Origin of the sequence: Microcoleus sp. PH2017_24_DOB_U_A (genome assembly GCF_020738205.1) — a bacterium.
Lineage (GTDB): Bacteria > Cyanobacteriota > Cyanobacteriia > Cyanobacteriales > Microcoleaceae > Microcoleus.
In genome coordinates, this window is record NZ_JAEQCT010000029.1 from 92,735 (window position 1) to 108,490 (window position 15,756).

Genomic DNA, 15,756 nt, shown 5'->3' on the forward strand with positions numbered 1-15,756 from the left:
GGAATTGGGAATTGGGGATTGGGAATTAATTATTTAGGGAGCGCATTGCCCACCTTAACTCACCCATTACTCATTACTCATTACCCATTATCAATTCCCCATTATCTATTATCCAAATCAATACTTAAACTGATTGACAAGTCCTTGCAATTGAGCGGCCGTTTTCGATAATTCGATCGCAGAATTTTGAGTATTGCTAGCACTGGTGGCGGTACTTCCCGCTGCATCGGCGACGCTGGTAATATTGCGGGCAATTTCGGAGGAACCGATCGCAACTTGGTTGACATTGCGCGCAATTTCGGTAGTTGTAGCCGTTTGTTCCTCCACTGCACTGGCGATCGTCGTTTGGAAATCGCTGATTTGGTTGATAATAGAAGTAATTTGGCCGATCGCCTGTACGGAGCTTTTAGTATCAGCTTGAATAGCCTCCACCTTCTTGCTGATATCCTCAGTCGCCGCCGCCGTTTGTTTCGCCAACTCCTTCACCTCATTCGCCACCACCGCAAAACCCTTGCCCGCTTCTCCAGCCCGAGCCGCCTCGATTGTAGCATTCAGAGCCAGCAAATTAGTCTGTTGGGCGATCGAAGTAATCACCTTGACAACATTACCAATCTCTGCACTACTAACGCCGAGTTTAGTAATAGTTTGATTCGTAGTTTCCGCCATCCTCACCGCCGAATTAGCAACCGTCGCAGCTTCCGAAGCATTCTTAGCAATTTCCTTAATACTCACATTCATCTCCTCGATGCCGGTAGCCACCGATTGAGTATTGCTATTAACTAAATCCGCCGCCGCAGATACCATCCCTGCTTGAGCCGAAGTTTCTTCAGCCGCCGCCCCCATATTTTGACTTTCGCTAATCAATTCCTCCGAAGCACTGCTAACTGCGATCGCAACTTGAGAAATTTGCTGCACCTGAGCGTTCAAATTAGCCGCCATCAGATTAACATTATCCGTCAAATCTTTCCAAGTACCGCTGATATCAGGAACAGTCGCCTGCCCTCCCAACTGTCCTGCAACTACCTGTTTCGCCAGCCCCGTTACTTCATCTGCAAAAGTATTAAGCTGGTCAACCATAGTATTCAACGTATTTTTCAGTTCCAGAACTTCTCCTTGAACTTCCACAGTAATTTGCTTCGACAAATCTCCCTTAGCCACAGCAGTAGAAACTTCCGCAATACTCCGAACTTGCTCCGTAAGATTAGCCGCCATAATATTCACATTACCAGCCAAACTCAGCCAAGTACCCGACAAACCATCAACAGTTGCTTGACCTCCCAATTTGCCCTCAACGCCAACTTCTCTAGCAACTCGCGTAACTTCTAAAGCAAACTCATTAAGCTGAACAGTCATTTCATTAATCGTATTCTTCAGATCCAGAATTTCCCCTTCAGCTTCTACAGTAATTTTTTTAGACAAATCTCCCTGAGCTACCGCCGTAGTAACTTCCGCAATATTGCGTACTTGATTGGTAAGATTGCTCGCCATTAGATTAACATTTTGCGTTAAATCTTTCCAGACGCCAGCTACTCCGTGAACTTGTGCTTGACCCCCAAGTTTCCCCTCAGTTCCCACCTCTTTTGCTACCCGCGTCACCTCTTTGGCAAAATCGTTGAGACTGTCAACCATTTGATTGAGAGTATCTTTCAGTTGCGAAATTTCCCCTGCGGCTTCAACCGTAATTTTTTCGTTCAAATCGCCGACGCTAATTGCCGTTGCAACCTTAGTAATATTTCGTACTTGATGAGTCAGATTTGCCGCCATCAAGTTAACACTTGCCGTCAGTTCTTGCCAAATACCCGATAGCCCTTCTACCTCTGCTTGGGTTCCCAATTTGCCTTCGCTACCAACTTCGCGGGCGACGCGAGTTACTTCTAAAGCAAAACTATTTAATTGGTCTACCATTTTGTTGAGAGTAGTCCCAATGCGGCGGAACAATCCTTTGATTGGTTTGCCTTCAAACTCTAAGCTAAATTTTTCGGACAAATCGCCTTTAGCTACAGCGTGCAGCACTCGCGCTATGTCTATTGTCGGCGCAACTAAGCTGTTTAGCGTTGCATTCACCGCGTCAATACTGCTAACCCAAGAACCTTTAAATTCTTTGATTTCTCTTGATTTTGGTACTTTGCCTTCTTCGGCAACTGCTTGGCTGACGCGCTCTATTTCGTCAGCAAATTTTTCATTGACACTCACCATTTCATTAAAGACTTTGGCAATTTCACCCAAGCCGTTGTCGGCGGGTAAACGAACGCTAAAGTCGCCATCTCTGACTGCTGCCAGAGCGATAATCAGTTGCTGTTGGTACTGGTTGCTGAAACTCTCTGCTGTTTCTGCAATTGTTGTCGCTACCAAATTGCTGGGTTCCGAGTCAATTTCGGAAGATTCTGAGGCTGTTGATTGATTTTGTGTATCCATGTTTTAGGTAGTTTTATACAATTTATCAGGGAGGGCGATTCCCTACGGGATAGCTTCGCACGCGCGTACTTTTACGTCACACATTCTCGGTACTGGCAGCCCGAAACCCGCTCTGTGCTTACCAGAAAGAATTGGTTGAAAGCCGTAACCCCGATCGGGAGAAATTAAAATCACACTATTCATTACTCCAATCCTCTTCCTTCTAGGTAGAGATCGCTCTCAAACTGTCAACTGTCAACTGTCAACTGTCAACTGTTGAAAGTCTGGGACACAAAACATCCGGTTTGCATGAGGAATATTTGCGGTATTTAAGATGCCGCGGCGATCGCCTTCAGCAGCATTTGAAACGAACCCACATCGAAAAACAGCAAAATGTCTCCTTGAATTTGCAGTTCTTCAATACTAAAGTGAGCTGGAGCCAACAGCACGCTCCCGGTATCGAGAGACTTTTCTTTTAACAGTAACTCCTCAATTTCTTCCTCTGCGTAATAGGGAACCTCATAGTCTAACGGTTGGTCTAGAACGTTGCCAATTGAACCCATGACACCGTTAATGATCATATTCCCCACCTCACTGAGGGTACTAATTTTGAGAGAATCAAGGTCAGGACTTCCCTTTTCTTCACCAGTGAGAACAGAAACTAAATTCACTGCACTTTCGGTAGGAAAAAGTAGCTGGGCGCTGCCGCTAAATGAGCCGTTAAAGCCTAGCTGCACCGTGGAAAGAGGCTCTATACCGAAGCGTTTTTTTAATTCGCTTCGCAGCTCATTGGCTGATACAAGGTCAATATCTGGAATCTGCAACTGGATGGGAAATTGAATCATTTCATTCAACATTCCAGCGGCACTTCCCACACCAATATTGATTAGCTCCTTCAAAGCATCTATTTCATCTGCTGTTAGCTCCACTCTGATATCTCCTATTTGCTATCCAGAGCTTTTTGGATTGCAGCCTGAATCTCGGGAGCTTTTGGGGGCTTTTTCAGCATCATAAATGCTCCCAATTCTTCGCACTTCTGCCTAGCGCTGTCTTGAATATCTGCTGAAAGTACGATGACTGGAATTTTAGAGCCTTTTTCGCCCAGGGCTTTTAGCAAGGCGAAACCGTCCATTTCTGGCATTAACAAATCTGTCATCATGCAGTCTGGCGACTTGGATGCAGCCATATCTAAGCCTTCTTGTCCGTTGGCTGCTTCTATCACTTGATGTCCGGCTTCTTCAACAGCTTTGCGAATCATCCGCCGAGAGAATGCTGCATCATCTACAATTAAAACTAAACCCATTTTGGCGCGCTCCTTAATAATTGGGAATTGGGAATTGGGAATTGGGAATTGGGAATTGGCTGAAAACCTTTGTATCTCTGGTTTATATCAGAGTCTAGATCTCCCTAAATCCCCCGATCGAAGCAGGGTAGTTTTATTGTCGGGAAAAGACATCTGAAACTACCGAAAACATCGCTCAAAGGTCGGATGGCCGATTAAACCCAACTGTCATATTAATCAAGGTACGTAGTTGGGCTTTAGCCCTCTTTAAACAGGGAGCATCTCAGTTTTGTGAAAAGCATTTTTTTTATTATAGTGCTGTCCCCGCTCGCGTATTCTACAAATCGCGAGTGGGGACAGCACTATAAATGCAAAACTGAGATGCTCCCTTTAAACATACCTGTATAGAGGGCCCAAGCCCAACTACGTACCTATTTCTATGATGACAATAAAACCGCCCTGCTTGTTAAGGGGGAGTAGGGGGCAAGCTAAGGGGGCATCTAGACCTAAGTATCAAACCGTTGATTGATACTACGTTTGAGGTATTTTTTGACCCTCATGTACGACTTCACATTAACCATTATTGATTACCAATTCATGCAGTACATCTGTTGAGATGTTCTGAACAATCTAAGAGGTAAGTTTTCATCTTACCTTTGCCTTTAACATCAATCATTCCTCTTTCTGCAAACAAATGTTTTGTTGACAACTGCTTGTAAGTGTCTTCTGTCACTTGAATGCAGCCGGGAAAACTATATTGTTCCATGCGGCTTGCCGTGTTTACCGTGTCGCCCCAAAGGTCGTAACTAAACTTTTTAGTTCCGATGACCCCTGCAACCACAGGCCCGGAGTGAATGCCAATTCGCAGGCTGTGAAATTCTTTTGTTTGTGTGTTTAGCCGCGTCATAGCTTGCTGCATGGCTAGGGCCATTTGCACGATCGCGTCAGCATGATCGTCCCGGAGGATGGGCAATCCAGATGCTACCATATAGCCGTCCCCAATAGTCTTAATTTTTTCTAAGCCGTATTCCTGAGTTAGCTGGTCAAATTCTGAGAAAATAGAATTGAGTTTGACAATTAATTCAATAGGAGGCATTTCTGAGGCAAGCTTGGTAAAGCCTACCATATCAGCAAATAAGACGCTGACATTGGGGAAGTGATCGGCAATTACTAAGTCTGGGGCTGATTCTTCTTGGAGCCGGAGTGCGATCGACTCTGGTAAAATATTCAGTAATAATTTTTGAGTTTTCTCTTGGCTTTCCATCAACTGCTGATACAGTTGAGACTGTTGAATCAAGCGCCGCACTCGCTGAATCAGCACTGGCCAGTGAATCGGCTTCGTCACATAATCTGTTGCTCCTACTTCAAAAGCTTGATTGACAGATTTTTTATCATCTAGTGCTGTAATCATCAGCACCGGGATTTTTTGCGTTTGGGGATTAGCCTGGAGTTGGGCGCAGCAAGTAAAACCGTCCATTACAGGCATCATCGCATCCAATAGGACAATATCTGGGAGAGTTTCTTGACAAATGTCCAAACATTCTTGTCCGTTTGATGCCTCAATTACCCGATAGCCTTCTTTTTCCATAATCCGGCGGGTAAATAGCTGCTGGGTTGCTTCGTCATCGACGATCAGAATTTGGGGCGTGGTTTGCGAGTTGATTCTAAAGTCAGCACTAATCATATTCTTGTGAAAATAGCATCAAGTTCTTAGTCAGCAGCAGATTTAATTTCTGCGTTGAAATGGATGAGTTCACTGTAGATCGATCGCACTCTGATGATTTTTAACAACTGTATAATCTCATACTCCATGGAATACTTAACTTTCGGCAACGGATAGGATAATCTGTCACTTTTTATACTGACATTTTGTTACAGTATCTGAAAAGTTAGCAATTGAGCCGTCACGTTGCTATTGAGATCGTGTTGAGAATTCTATCAGATTATGTCAGAACTTTTAAATTTTCGCAATTGGCTAAATGGCCTAAATGTTGAACATTTTGCGGAAAACGGGCGATCGATCGTCCCGCGCCACCGACACACCATATCGGGTTGCTTTTGTCAATTATTTTTGCTTTTTACACTCACACTCCTGGAGACAAGTGGCACTTTAAAAAAGGTACGTTGTTGCGCTTGAGCGCTCTATCGCAATAACGTACCTAAAAAACCTTTAAGTATTGTGATACTTGCGTACACGATTGACTCATTGAGATGCTGCAAATAAATCCGTTGCGGAACTTCCTTCTTCGATAGCAATCAACTAGATGACAAAGCCGCTTTTACCCGCTGATATTCGGCTGCAATTTTGCACATCAGAACCTCGCTACCTGAGAGAGTTTTCTTCCGGGCCATCTCTTCGAGCTGCGCGCACAATTGAAACAAAGGCATGGCTCCGACTGTCGTACAAGCACCTCTAAGAGCGTGAGCCGAGGCTTTAATTGCGGGAGCATTCAATTGATTGACAGCATCGGCGAGTTCCTGCAATTTTGGCGGTGCAACTTCCAGAAATTTATCTACTAGCTCGATCCAAAATTCTTCAGCTTCTTCTCCCAGTAAATCCGTCAATTCTTCAAAAGTTTGACTGTCAAGAGGCGGCAATTCTATTTCGGTTTGTGCTGTTTCGGGTAGAAAATTTTGCGGTGTGGCTGGCGGTAAAATTTGGGAGTTTTCTGCCTCTAATCTAGGAACTGTCACAGCAGGTAAAGTCGGAAATTTAATGTTATTAGTACCCGCTACAATTTCCCCAGAATTAGGAGGAAAATTTGCAACTCCCGATTGACTTCCACCTTCAATTTGTGAAATCAAAACACCTGCGCGGGCGATTAAATGCTTTAACTCTTCCAACGCAGTTTCATCAACTGCGGGTGCAACATTTTTCATTTCGTTTCCAGGCTGAGCTTGGGAAGCAGAGTCTGTCGGCTGAGTCTGCCAATTGTTAAGATCTGAATAGGATTTGGATCGCCCGGTTTGTCGATCGTACTGCGCGATCGCCTGAACGATCGCCTGGACTCGCACCGGCTTACTGATATAATCATTCATGCCAGCATCTAAACAAAGTTCGCGATCGCCCTGCATCGCATTAGCCGTCATCGCAATAATCCAAGGAGAAGTCGATTTTGGATTGTGAGATTGCTCGTCTGTTGCTGAAAATCCAGATTCTGGAGCTGGATTTTCTAATATTAAATTTCCCGAAAATCGCTGGCGGATCAGGCGAGTAGTTTCCAAACCGTCCATTTCTGGCATCTGCATATCCATAAACACAATATCGTATTCCGAACGCTCCAAAGCATCCAAAGCTGCTTGTCCGCTGCTGGCAAAATCTGCACTGTAACCTAACTTCTGCAACATCTGCCCTGCTACCATTTGATTGAGTTCTACATCGTCTACCAACAGCATTTTCAAAGGCAGTGTTTCGGCTAATTGTGAATTAAATTGAGGCTGCGAAAAACACGGTTGAATTGGGGTACATTCCCCGCCCAAGATGCGAAGCAAAACTTCATGGAGCTGTGCTTGCTTAATTGGTTTGTATACAAAAGCTGCGAATTCAACTCGCCCTTGAAATTCGCGGCGAGATGGCCTGCCCCCAGAACTCAAAATCATTAAAGGTAAATTTTTACCTTGAGGAAATTCTCGAATTTTTTCTGCTAAAGTAATGCCGTCCATTTCTGGCATATGAAAGTCTAGAATCGCTATGTCAAACATAGTTTCATATTGCAGCACTTTCAGCGCTTGCGCGCCAGATTTTGCTGCGCGGACAACCATTCCCCAAGACATAGCTTGCAGGGTAAGAATTTTGCGGTTTGTGGGATTATCGTCAACTAGCAGCAGTCGCAAACCTGCTAGTTGAGGCTGGGGTACATTCAGGTTTAATATTTCTTCATTAGCCGGTGCTGGCTGAGCTTTGATGCTAAAAGAAAATTTAGAACCTTTGCCGATTTCGCTTTCTACCCACATAGTGCCACCCATGATTTCGCTGAGGCGTTTGCTGATGGCTAAGCCCAAGCCAGTACCGCCATATTTGCGAGTTGTGGAACTGTCAACTTGACTGAAGGCTCTAAATAGTATGTTTTTGCGATCGGGCGAAATTCCGATGCCTGTATCCCTCACAGTAAATTGAATTTCGTAGTTACTAATTTGTGATGGTTCTAGATATTTAGAATCGGCAGCATCAGAGTCTGACAGAGAAGAATTTAAAGCTGGTTTATGCCTGAATTTTTCGCTGTCAAGCCCAATATTTATTTGAGAAATTGAGTTAGTTTGCGTAACTTCTACAGCATTGTCGGCAATGGGTTTTGCTGTTACTTTAACTACCACTTCACCTGCTTCGGTAAATTTGGTAGCATTGCCGAGCAAATTTATCAATATTTGGCGAAGTCTGGTGACATCTCCGTACAGGAAGGCGGGAACACTGGCATCCAATTCGCAAGCTAAGTCTAGCTGTTTTTCCGCAGCTTTCATCGCGACTAAATCTAAAGCTTCTTCGACACAGTTTCTGAGATTAAACGGTTCTTGTTCTAAATCCAGCTTGCCTGCTTCTATCTTAGAAAAGTCGAGAATGTCGTTAATAATTGCCAGCAAAGAATCGCCGCTGGTACGAATTGTATTCACAAAATTGCGCTGGTTTGGCGAAAGTTGCGTATCTAGCAACAGCTCAGTCATGCCAATGACTCCGTTCATCGGCGTGCGGATTTCGTGGCTCATCATTGCCAAAAATTCACTTTTGGCTCGGTTGGCAGCTTCGGCGTCAGTTGTGGCGCGTTTAAGTTCTTCTTCTATTACTAATCGGTGTTTAATTTCTTGCTGATAGGTTTGGATGCGCTGCGTTACTTCGGAAACATCTTGAACCGCTATTAAAGCATAAAAACCTTCTCCTTTGATGGCTGGTATGGGAGTGACGTTTGTGTTGTGAACTCTCGGTTTGCCGTTGGGTAAATTTGATGAAATTAGGGGCTGGTGGAGTTGGGGAGAAAATACGGTGGGCAAGCCATTGTTAAATACTTGTTTTAAGCGAGTTTGATATTTAGGTTCTTCGAGTTGGGGAAAGTGAGTTTTGAGGTTAGTTCCGATTATTTCTTTTTTGAGCAGCTTTGTCCACTGCTCTAATGTGCGGTTCCAAAACAGCACGGTAAAATCGCGAGCGATCACGCACAATCCGATGGGAACGCGATCGAGGACGTTGAATCTTTGTTGCGCTTGTTCTATTTGTTCTAGCATTTTCTGTAGGTGGAAAAGTGACGAAATTTATGTATACTTCAGAAGTTATCAAAAAAAAGCTTGGGAGGCAACAATCCTGAAAAATTATATTCATTTATTCTGCCAGCTTCTATCCGATGGCTGGCTCAAGAAACCCGGTTTATACGATAAATAAGAGGTTTGGGGACAGGCCTTTAGGAAGAAACGGGGTTTGGGCGCGCTAAGAGTGTGTAAGTCGTGCATTTTCCTTGGCAGTTGCGGTAAACCCTGATACAGATTTTTTGTTGCCAGAGTTCAAAAACACGACTGCGGGGCTGCGATGTTAATAATTTTTGCTAATTCGTATAGATATAGTATACTTATGAGGTCAAGTTGGCAATGATTTAGCTACGATCGCACGATCGCGAATAAAGCTGACCCCGCCCAATAACGGGTACCGTGCCACGTACACTCACGAGGGTCGAACTCAAAATTTTAGACAATAGTTCAAGCTCCCAGATCCATCTAGAGGAGTCGATCTAAAATCTAAAATCTAAAATCCACTGACTGGGGCACACTACAGTTTTCAACTATTCGATAATTTATTTTAAGAGTGCATTTGGTTTTTGAAGAGGGCGAAGCATGACCGCATATAAGTTATTAGTTATAATCCCATATTGACTACGGTCATGCTTCGCCCCTACGGATATATTTGCCAAAACCAGATGCACCCTATTTTAATCCAGCGTCAAACCGATGAATAAGGAACTGGCTCGATGGAAATTGATGAAGATGTAAAGGAATTTCTGATTGAAGGCTACGAATACTTAAACCAAATTGAGGAGGATTTAGTAGCTTTAGAAAAAAATGATGCCGATAGAGAGGTGATGAATCGGATTTACCGCGGTTTGCACACGATTAAAGGCAATAGCGGTTTTTTGGGGGTGGAAAAACTGGAGTCTGTGGCGCACGCAGGAGAAAATTTGCTCAGCCTCTTGCGCGATCGCACTTTGACGATGACTCCCGATATTACTAGCGCTTTGCTGGAGACAATCGACGCGGTACGATCGCACATGGAAGCCCTGGAAAAGACGGGAGAAGAAAGCCCCATCGCCCACACGGCATTGCTCGATCGACTTTTGCAACTCCAAGAATCCGGCGGTACTGCATCTGAATTGTTGCCGAGTGCGATCGCCGAATCCAACTCAGTAACTCCAGAAGTTGCGATCGAGGAACCAGAAGAATCAGAGTTGACACGAGAGCATTTGTATGCAGATGCTTTATTGTCGATCGAGCAATTGCTAATTCCCTCTGCTACGAATACTACCAGCCAACAGGTAAATGCTGCGGATACCGAGGGTGACAAATTCAAAATTTCCGATACTGCAATCCGAGTAGATGTCGGCTTGCTGGACAAACTAATGAACTTAGTAGGCGAACTCGTTTTGTGCCGCAACCAAATCTTAGAATTTGCCAATACCCAAACAGCAAACACCCAAAATGACGATACATTAAAATCAGTATCCAGCCGCTTAAACTTAGTTACTTCCGAACTGCAAGAAGGAGTAATGAAGACCAGAATGCAGCCAATTCGCACTATCTGGAACAAATTCCCCCGCGTAGTGCGCGACACAGCATTCAGCTTGGGCAAACAAGTACAGTTAGAAATGGAAGGAGAAGAAACAGAATTAGACAAAACCTTAATCGAGGCGATCGCCAATCCGCTAACTCACTTAGTCCGTAACTGCCTCGATCACGGCATTGAAACATCAGAAGTGCGAGTCGCCAAAGGCAAGCCCGCCTTCGGTAAACTGCTACTGCGAGCCTATCACGAAAGCGGTCAGGTAAACATAGAAATCTCCGATGACGGCGGGGGAATCGATCCAGAGCGAATTAAAAGTAAGGCAGTGCAAAAAGGAATGTTTTCTGCTGTTGACGCAGCGAAAATGAGCGATCGCGAAGCCCTAAATTTAATTTTCATGCCCAGTTTCTCAACCGCCGAAAAAATCACCAATATCTCCGGTAGGGGAGTGGGGATGGACGTTGTGCAGACACATATAGAAAAAATCAGCGGCACGATCGACGTTCAAAGTCAAGTCGGTAAAGGCACAACTTTTAAGTTAAAAATTCCTTTAACTCTGGCGATTATTCCGACATTAATTATTACTACCGGAGGATCTCGCTACGCAATTCCTCAAGTCAATTTGCTAGAACTGATGCGTTTGGAAGGAGAACAAATTAAAAAAATCGAAATGTTTCACGGAACGCCAGTCTATCGGTTGCGGGGGCGACTGCTGCCACTGATTTATTTGAATCGGGAATTACAGTTAGAAACAGGAATTGTAGAAAACGGCAAAAAATCGCAATTCGACACAGATGAGGCTTTAAATATTGTAGTAGTGCAAGCGACAGACAAACCTTTTGGGTTGGTGGTAGATGCCATCAACGACACGCAAGAAATTGTGGTTAAGCCTTTAGGAAAACAACTAAAATCTCTAGCTTGTTTTGCCGGAGCAACTATTATGGGCGACGGTAAAGTTGCTTTGATTTTGGACGTGCACGGGATTGCTCAGAAAACCCACATGACGGAGGCTCAGGAAAAGGCGATTTTAGCTGATGAAAACAGTCGCCGGGAATCTTCAGAACCTCCACAACAGTTGCTAGTATTTCAGGGCCCAGACTGTCGGCGGATGGCGATTCACCTATCGCGAGTTTGTCGCTTAGAAGAGTTTCCCCGCCATCTTTTGGAGCGAGTCGGGAAGCAGAATGTGGTGCAGTACCGCAACCAAATTATGCCGGTGATTTATTTGACGGCGGTGTTTGGTAGCGGCAGTGAGTCGGCTGATTGGGGGCCCAACGGTCTGGACGGGCGATCGCGCGCAGCAGATGATAAACTGCCGTTAGTCGTAGTGTCGATCGGCTCAGAACACCAAGTCGGTCTGGTAGTCGATCGCATCCTGGATATTGTAGAACAGGCGATCGACATTAAAGGTGCAGCTACTCAAGCAGGAATTTCATATTGTGCCGTGATTCAGGGTCAAGTTACTGAAATCCTCGATGTTGATGCAGTAATTAACAACAATTTATTCGGAGTCGAGCAGATGTTAGCAAGCGCCAGCTCGGGCCACTAAAGGAATAATTAAACAATGCCTGAAGAAACTCTACTTTGTACGTTTTTCGTTGACAGCTTATTTTTTGGCATAGAGGTTGAGAAAGTTCAAGAAATTATCCGCTATCAGGAGATGACGCGAGTGCCGCTAGCGCCCGCAGTAGTCGGTGGATTGATAAACTTGAGGGGACAAATTGTCACGGCGATTGATTTGCGGAGGCGGTTGGATTTGTGCGATCGGCCTGTGGAACAATTGCCTTTAAATGTGATAGTGAGAACTGGCGATGAAACAGTCAGTTGGTTAGTTGACGATATTGGAGATGTGCTAGAAGTATCTCAAGCTGATTTTGAAACTCCTCCAGATACTTTTACTAGCAAAATACGCCCGCTAATTCGAGGAGCGTACAAGCTACAAGGGCAGTTACTGCTATTTTTAGATGTTGATAAAGTTGTAGATTTTAGCAGTCAGTAGTCAGTAGTCATTAGTCAGTAGTCATTAGTCAGTAGTCAGTAGTCAGTAGTCAGTAGTCAGTAGTCATTAGTCAGTAGTCATTAGTCATTAGTCATTAGTCATAGTGCTGTCCCCGCTCGCGAACGTCCAACGTCATTAGTGATGTTTTGCAAGATCTTAGTCATTAGTGCGAGCTTAAGTTCTCGCTAATAGTAGTCATTAGTCACGAATGCACAAATAACTGTTTTTCCCTCTTCCTTCTTCCTTCTTCCTTCTTCCTTCTTCCTTCTTCCTTCTGTCAACTGTCAACTGTCAACTGTCAACTCTTCCTTCAATTACCATGCCGATAACTATTGCAGATTTTGATTATATCCGAAAACTTGTATACGATCGCACAGGTGTATTCCTATCCGAAGAAAAGATGTACCTCGTTGAATCGCGTTTAGGGATGGTAGCTAAAGAAGCCGGAGCAAACTCCATCAGCGGGTTAGTTGCAGAGTTAAAACAAATCAAACAACAGCGTTTTAACCAACTTCACGAATCGACAGTCGAAGCAATGATGACCAACGAGACATTTTTTTTCCGAGATGTCAACCCCTTCGAGATATTAAAAACATCAGTATTTCCCGAATTGTTAAAACAGATCCAGGGCGATCGCACTTTGAATATTTGGTGTGCTGCTTGTTCCAGCGGCCAAGAACCCTACAGTATTGCGATGCTGCTGCGCGAATACTTTCCGCAGTTAGCGAGAAATCAAGTACAGATACTTGGTAGCGACATTTCTACAGCCATGCTGAAGCGAGCAAATTCTGGATGCTACGCGCAGCACGAAGTAGTGCGCGGTTTACCAACAGCATTGTTACACAAATACTTCCAGCAGTGTGGCAAGGAATGGCAGATTAAAGAACACCTCCGCAAGGCGATCGAATTTCGCCAGATTAACTTGACAGAACCCTTTGGATCGATGCCTCAAATGGACATTATTTTTCTGCGAAACGTCTTAATATATTTTGATGTTCAGACAAAGCAATCGATTTTAGCGAGAGTGCGGCGGGTGTTGCGCCCCAAGGGCTACTTATTCCTAGGGGGAGGAGAAACAACTGTAAATCTTGACCCTGCTTTTGAGTTGGTGCAATTTGAAAAAGGTATATGTTATCGATTGAGATGATGTGCGGTCGATCGACTATCATAGAAATTGGTTCGTAGTAAGGACTTTAGTCCTCTCTTGATTAATAGACAAGATTGCAAAAGTCTTTTTAATCAAAATTTAGGACGGGCTAGAAGCCCATCCCACATTTTTTGTGGGATGGGCTTCTAGCCCGTCCTAATTATTTGTACAATTCAAGTCTAATCTTTAGGAATTAAGAAGGACTAAAGTCCGAACGATCGAACCTATAATTAAGAAGGACTAAAGTCCTCACTACGAACCTATAATTAGGTCCGTAGTGAGGACTTCAGTCCTCTCTTTTGGCCGCACCCTCAGACCAAACAGGCAATTGATTAATCTTTTCCAGCGTGATATCTACATATTTTTTACCGTTCCCCGCCACATTTTCTCCAAAATATCCATCATCGCCGTCGTGCTTGTGAGGGCCGCTGAAAGCTTCTGCATAGCGGCCTTGCGAACGCGCTTGATTGAAAGGTGAAGTCGCGTACCAGTACCAGCGAGTCGGAAAAACGATGCCGCCAATATCCTCAATTGCATCGCGAGTGCCGCGAAAATGAAAAATGCGATCGGCTTCTGCAAAACCATTTTCTCCCGAAAACACGCCCCCAACCGAAACAACTGTAATTTCTGCATTCAGCCATTCTTTAAGATAGCGAGTAGCACCTAAAGCAACTTGTGCGCCCCCGCTAGTGCCAATTAAAATAACTTGCAAAGGTTTTTGAGGATTAGCTGAAATGGGAGATTGAGCATTCATGCGATCGATAATTACATTAGCAATTCCCTGATTGTATGCAAAACCGTAGCGATAATCTAGAGAAATTGCAAACCTCCAGAGATTGCGAATTTTGATAAATATATCGCCCGCAATTGGCCCGCTTTTTGCGTGTTCTGCAAACCGCCAAAAAGGAGCTAGCAACCGCTGTCCTCCTAAACTTTTGTTAGAAGCTGAATAAGGAAAAATATCCCCCACTGCTACGCACTGCGGGTGACTTTTAACTAAACGCTTGAGAAAAAACTCTTCTCCCGGCGTTAATTCGTTCCCCGAAAAATCGCCAACTCCCGGTAAAAAGATGATATAACAATTGATCGGCGAAGACTTGCGCGCTTCTAGATTGCCGTTGTTTGAGGGCAATATCCCCGGCGGACTTTTCTTGATACCCAAGGTTTCGGCACTTTGACCCAGCCACCAGATCACAGTTCCGATCGGCGAAAGAATGCCCCAAATTATCAGGATTACACCTGCGATGGTCAACAAATTTAAACTTCCCCCGCGCAGCCACGCAAGTATCTGCAAAATCAATCTTAGCATTTAATAAAATCTGGTAGAATGCCTGTTAATTACCTAATTACGTAGAAATAGTTCGGTGAGTCTGCTGTATTAGAGCTTATTTTATCCAACTTGTCAACTATCTAGAGGAGCAGGGATTAAAGGTGAAGGGAGAAGATTCAATTACAGGTTTGCGGGCAACGCTTTGGAACGCACTTTCTTTGAACGGCAATTTTTATGAAAAAACTCCCTACACTGGCAGAACTAAGCGGATAGCTTTAACAATTGTAATTTTAGCAGCGGTGTCTCGGGTCTTGGGAAATGCCGTTATTTTGTTAATCAATCGAACTGAGCTATCTGTGTTATTTTTAGCACTTTGGATAGATGGTTTGGCAGTCGTGGGTGGTTATTTTTTTTGGAGTTTCACTATCTCGAAAATTGGGGACTGGCTGAAACCGGGTCACGTAACTTATGGGGAGTTGCTGGTGCCGATCGGATTTGCCTACGCCCCCCAAGTGCTAAATTTCTTAACGTTGATTCCGTTGCTGGGAGAAGGCATAGAGCGGATATTAGCTGTGTGGAGTTTGCTGGCTGTAATTGTGGCGGTTCGCCAAGGTTTGGATATTCAAACTCGCTGGGCGGCGTTAATTTGTCTGGTGGGTTGGCCGTTGATTCAAATTGCGATCGGCTTTGTGAAAGTTATTGAACAGTTGCTTGCACAATGGCTTTAAACAGTTGACAGTTGACAGTTGACAGTTGACAGTTGACAGTTGACAGTTGACAGTTGACAGTTGACAGTTGACAGTTGACAGTTGACAGTTGACAGTTGATCCTTAAGTCCGAGGATGGGAGTAATGAATAGTCTGATTTTAATTTCTGTCTCAAAGGGTTCCGGCTTTCAACCAATTATTTC

The 15,756-nt window shown here is 44.3% G+C and carries 11 protein-coding genes; 4 read left to right on the forward strand and 7 right to left on the reverse strand.

Annotation, left to right across the window (positions count from 1 at the left end; all coding sequences use genetic code 11):
* Positions 1-117: 117 nt before the first annotated feature.
* From JGK07_RS07070 to JGK07_RS07095, 6 genes are all read right to left on the reverse strand, one after another.
* Entirely contained in the window at positions 118-2,415 is a 2,298-nt protein-coding gene (locus JGK07_RS07070) for a HAMP domain-containing protein (protein WP_293176616.1), read from the reverse strand.
* A 42-nt stretch (positions 2,416-2,457) separates the two neighbouring features.
* Positions 2,458-2,598: a hypothetical protein gene (locus JGK07_RS07075; RefSeq protein WP_293176614.1), complete on the reverse strand. Its 141-nt coding sequence runs from the start codon at positions 2,596-2,598 to the stop codon at positions 2,458-2,460.
* 125 nt (positions 2,599-2,723) lie between these two features.
* On the reverse strand, positions 2,724-3,323 hold the full coding sequence (locus JGK07_RS07080) for a chemotaxis protein CheX (protein ID WP_293197771.1): 600 nt from the start codon (positions 3,321-3,323) through the stop codon (positions 2,724-2,726).
* Between the two features lie 11 nt (positions 3,324-3,334).
* The gene (locus JGK07_RS07085; RefSeq protein ID WP_293176612.1) at positions 3,335-3,697 is read right to left on the reverse strand and encodes a response regulator; all 363 of its coding nucleotides are present in this window, start codon (positions 3,695-3,697) and stop codon (positions 3,335-3,337) included.
* Positions 3,698-4,271: 574 nt separating this feature from the next.
* Complete coding sequence (locus JGK07_RS07090; RefSeq protein WP_293176610.1) at positions 4,272-5,360, reverse strand: adenylate/guanylate cyclase domain-containing protein; 1,089 nt, start codon at positions 5,358-5,360, stop codon at positions 4,272-4,274.
* 572 nt (positions 5,361-5,932) lie between these two features.
* The gene (locus tag JGK07_RS07095) at positions 5,933-8,890 is read right to left on the reverse strand and encodes a response regulator (protein WP_293212261.1); all 2,958 of its coding nucleotides are present in this window, start codon (positions 8,888-8,890) and stop codon (positions 5,933-5,935) included.
* 734 nt (positions 8,891-9,624) lie between these two features.
* On the opposite strand from JGK07_RS07095, the gene JGK07_RS07100 reads away from it, so the two are divergent.
* The 3 genes from JGK07_RS07100 (at position 9,625) to JGK07_RS07110 (ending at position 13,576) form a co-directional block, all read left to right on the forward strand.
* Positions 9,625-11,979, forward strand: coding sequence for a chemotaxis protein CheW (locus JGK07_RS07100; RefSeq protein ID WP_293189195.1), 2,355 nt, complete (start codon positions 9,625-9,627; stop codon positions 11,977-11,979).
* A 15-nt stretch (positions 11,980-11,994) separates the two neighbouring features.
* On the forward strand, positions 11,995-12,429 hold the full coding sequence (locus JGK07_RS07105) for a chemotaxis protein CheW (RefSeq protein WP_293145970.1): 435 nt from the start codon (positions 11,995-11,997) through the stop codon (positions 12,427-12,429).
* A gap of 319 nt (positions 12,430-12,748) precedes the next feature.
* On the forward strand, positions 12,749-13,576 hold the full coding sequence (locus JGK07_RS07110) for a protein-glutamate O-methyltransferase CheR (protein ID WP_293189197.1): 828 nt from the start codon (positions 12,749-12,751) through the stop codon (positions 13,574-13,576).
* Between the two features lie 286 nt (positions 13,577-13,862).
* Here JGK07_RS07110 and JGK07_RS07115 read toward each other — a convergent pair whose 3' ends face one another.
* The gene (locus JGK07_RS07115) at positions 13,863-14,885 is read right to left on the reverse strand and encodes a hypothetical protein (protein WP_293189199.1); all 1,023 of its coding nucleotides are present in this window, start codon (positions 14,883-14,885) and stop codon (positions 13,863-13,865) included.
* Between the two features lie 122 nt (positions 14,886-15,007).
* Between JGK07_RS07115 and JGK07_RS07120 the strand changes: the two genes are divergently transcribed.
* Positions 15,008-15,574 (forward strand): hypothetical protein, encoded by a 567-nt coding sequence (locus JGK07_RS07120; protein WP_293176600.1) that lies wholly within the window; start codon positions 15,008-15,010, stop codon positions 15,572-15,574.
* Positions 15,575-15,756 lie beyond the last annotated feature (182 nt).

Excerpts from the sequence above, each read along its gene's own strand:
- JGK07_RS07070 (WP_293176616.1), bottom strand. The coding sequence starts at position 2,415 with ATGGATACACAAAATCAATCAACAGCCTCAGAATCTTCCGAAATTGAC.
- JGK07_RS07075 (WP_293176614.1), bottom strand. The coding sequence starts at position 2,598 with ATGAATAGTGTGATTTTAATTTCTCCCGATCGGGGTTACGGCTTTCAA.
- JGK07_RS07085 (WP_293176612.1), bottom strand. The coding sequence starts at position 3,697 with ATGGGTTTAGTTTTAATTGTAGATGATGCAGCATTCTCTCGGCGGATG.
- JGK07_RS07090 (WP_293176610.1), bottom strand. The coding sequence starts at position 5,360 with ATGATTAGTGCTGACTTTAGAATCAACTCGCAAACCACGCCCCAAATT.
- JGK07_RS07095 (WP_293212261.1), bottom strand. The coding sequence starts at position 8,890 with ATGCTAGAACAAATAGAACAAGCGCAACAAAGATTCAACGTCCTCGAT.
- JGK07_RS07100 (WP_293189195.1), top strand. The coding sequence starts at position 9,625 with ATGGAAATTGATGAAGATGTAAAGGAATTTCTGATTGAAGGCTACGAA.
- JGK07_RS07105 (WP_293145970.1), top strand. The coding sequence starts at position 11,995 with ATGCCTGAAGAAACTCTACTTTGTACGTTTTTCGTTGACAGCTTATTT.
- JGK07_RS07110 (WP_293189197.1), top strand. The coding sequence starts at position 12,749 with ATGCCGATAACTATTGCAGATTTTGATTATATCCGAAAACTTGTATAC.
- JGK07_RS07115 (WP_293189199.1), bottom strand. The coding sequence starts at position 14,885 with ATGCTAAGATTGATTTTGCAGATACTTGCGTGGCTGCGCGGGGGAAGT.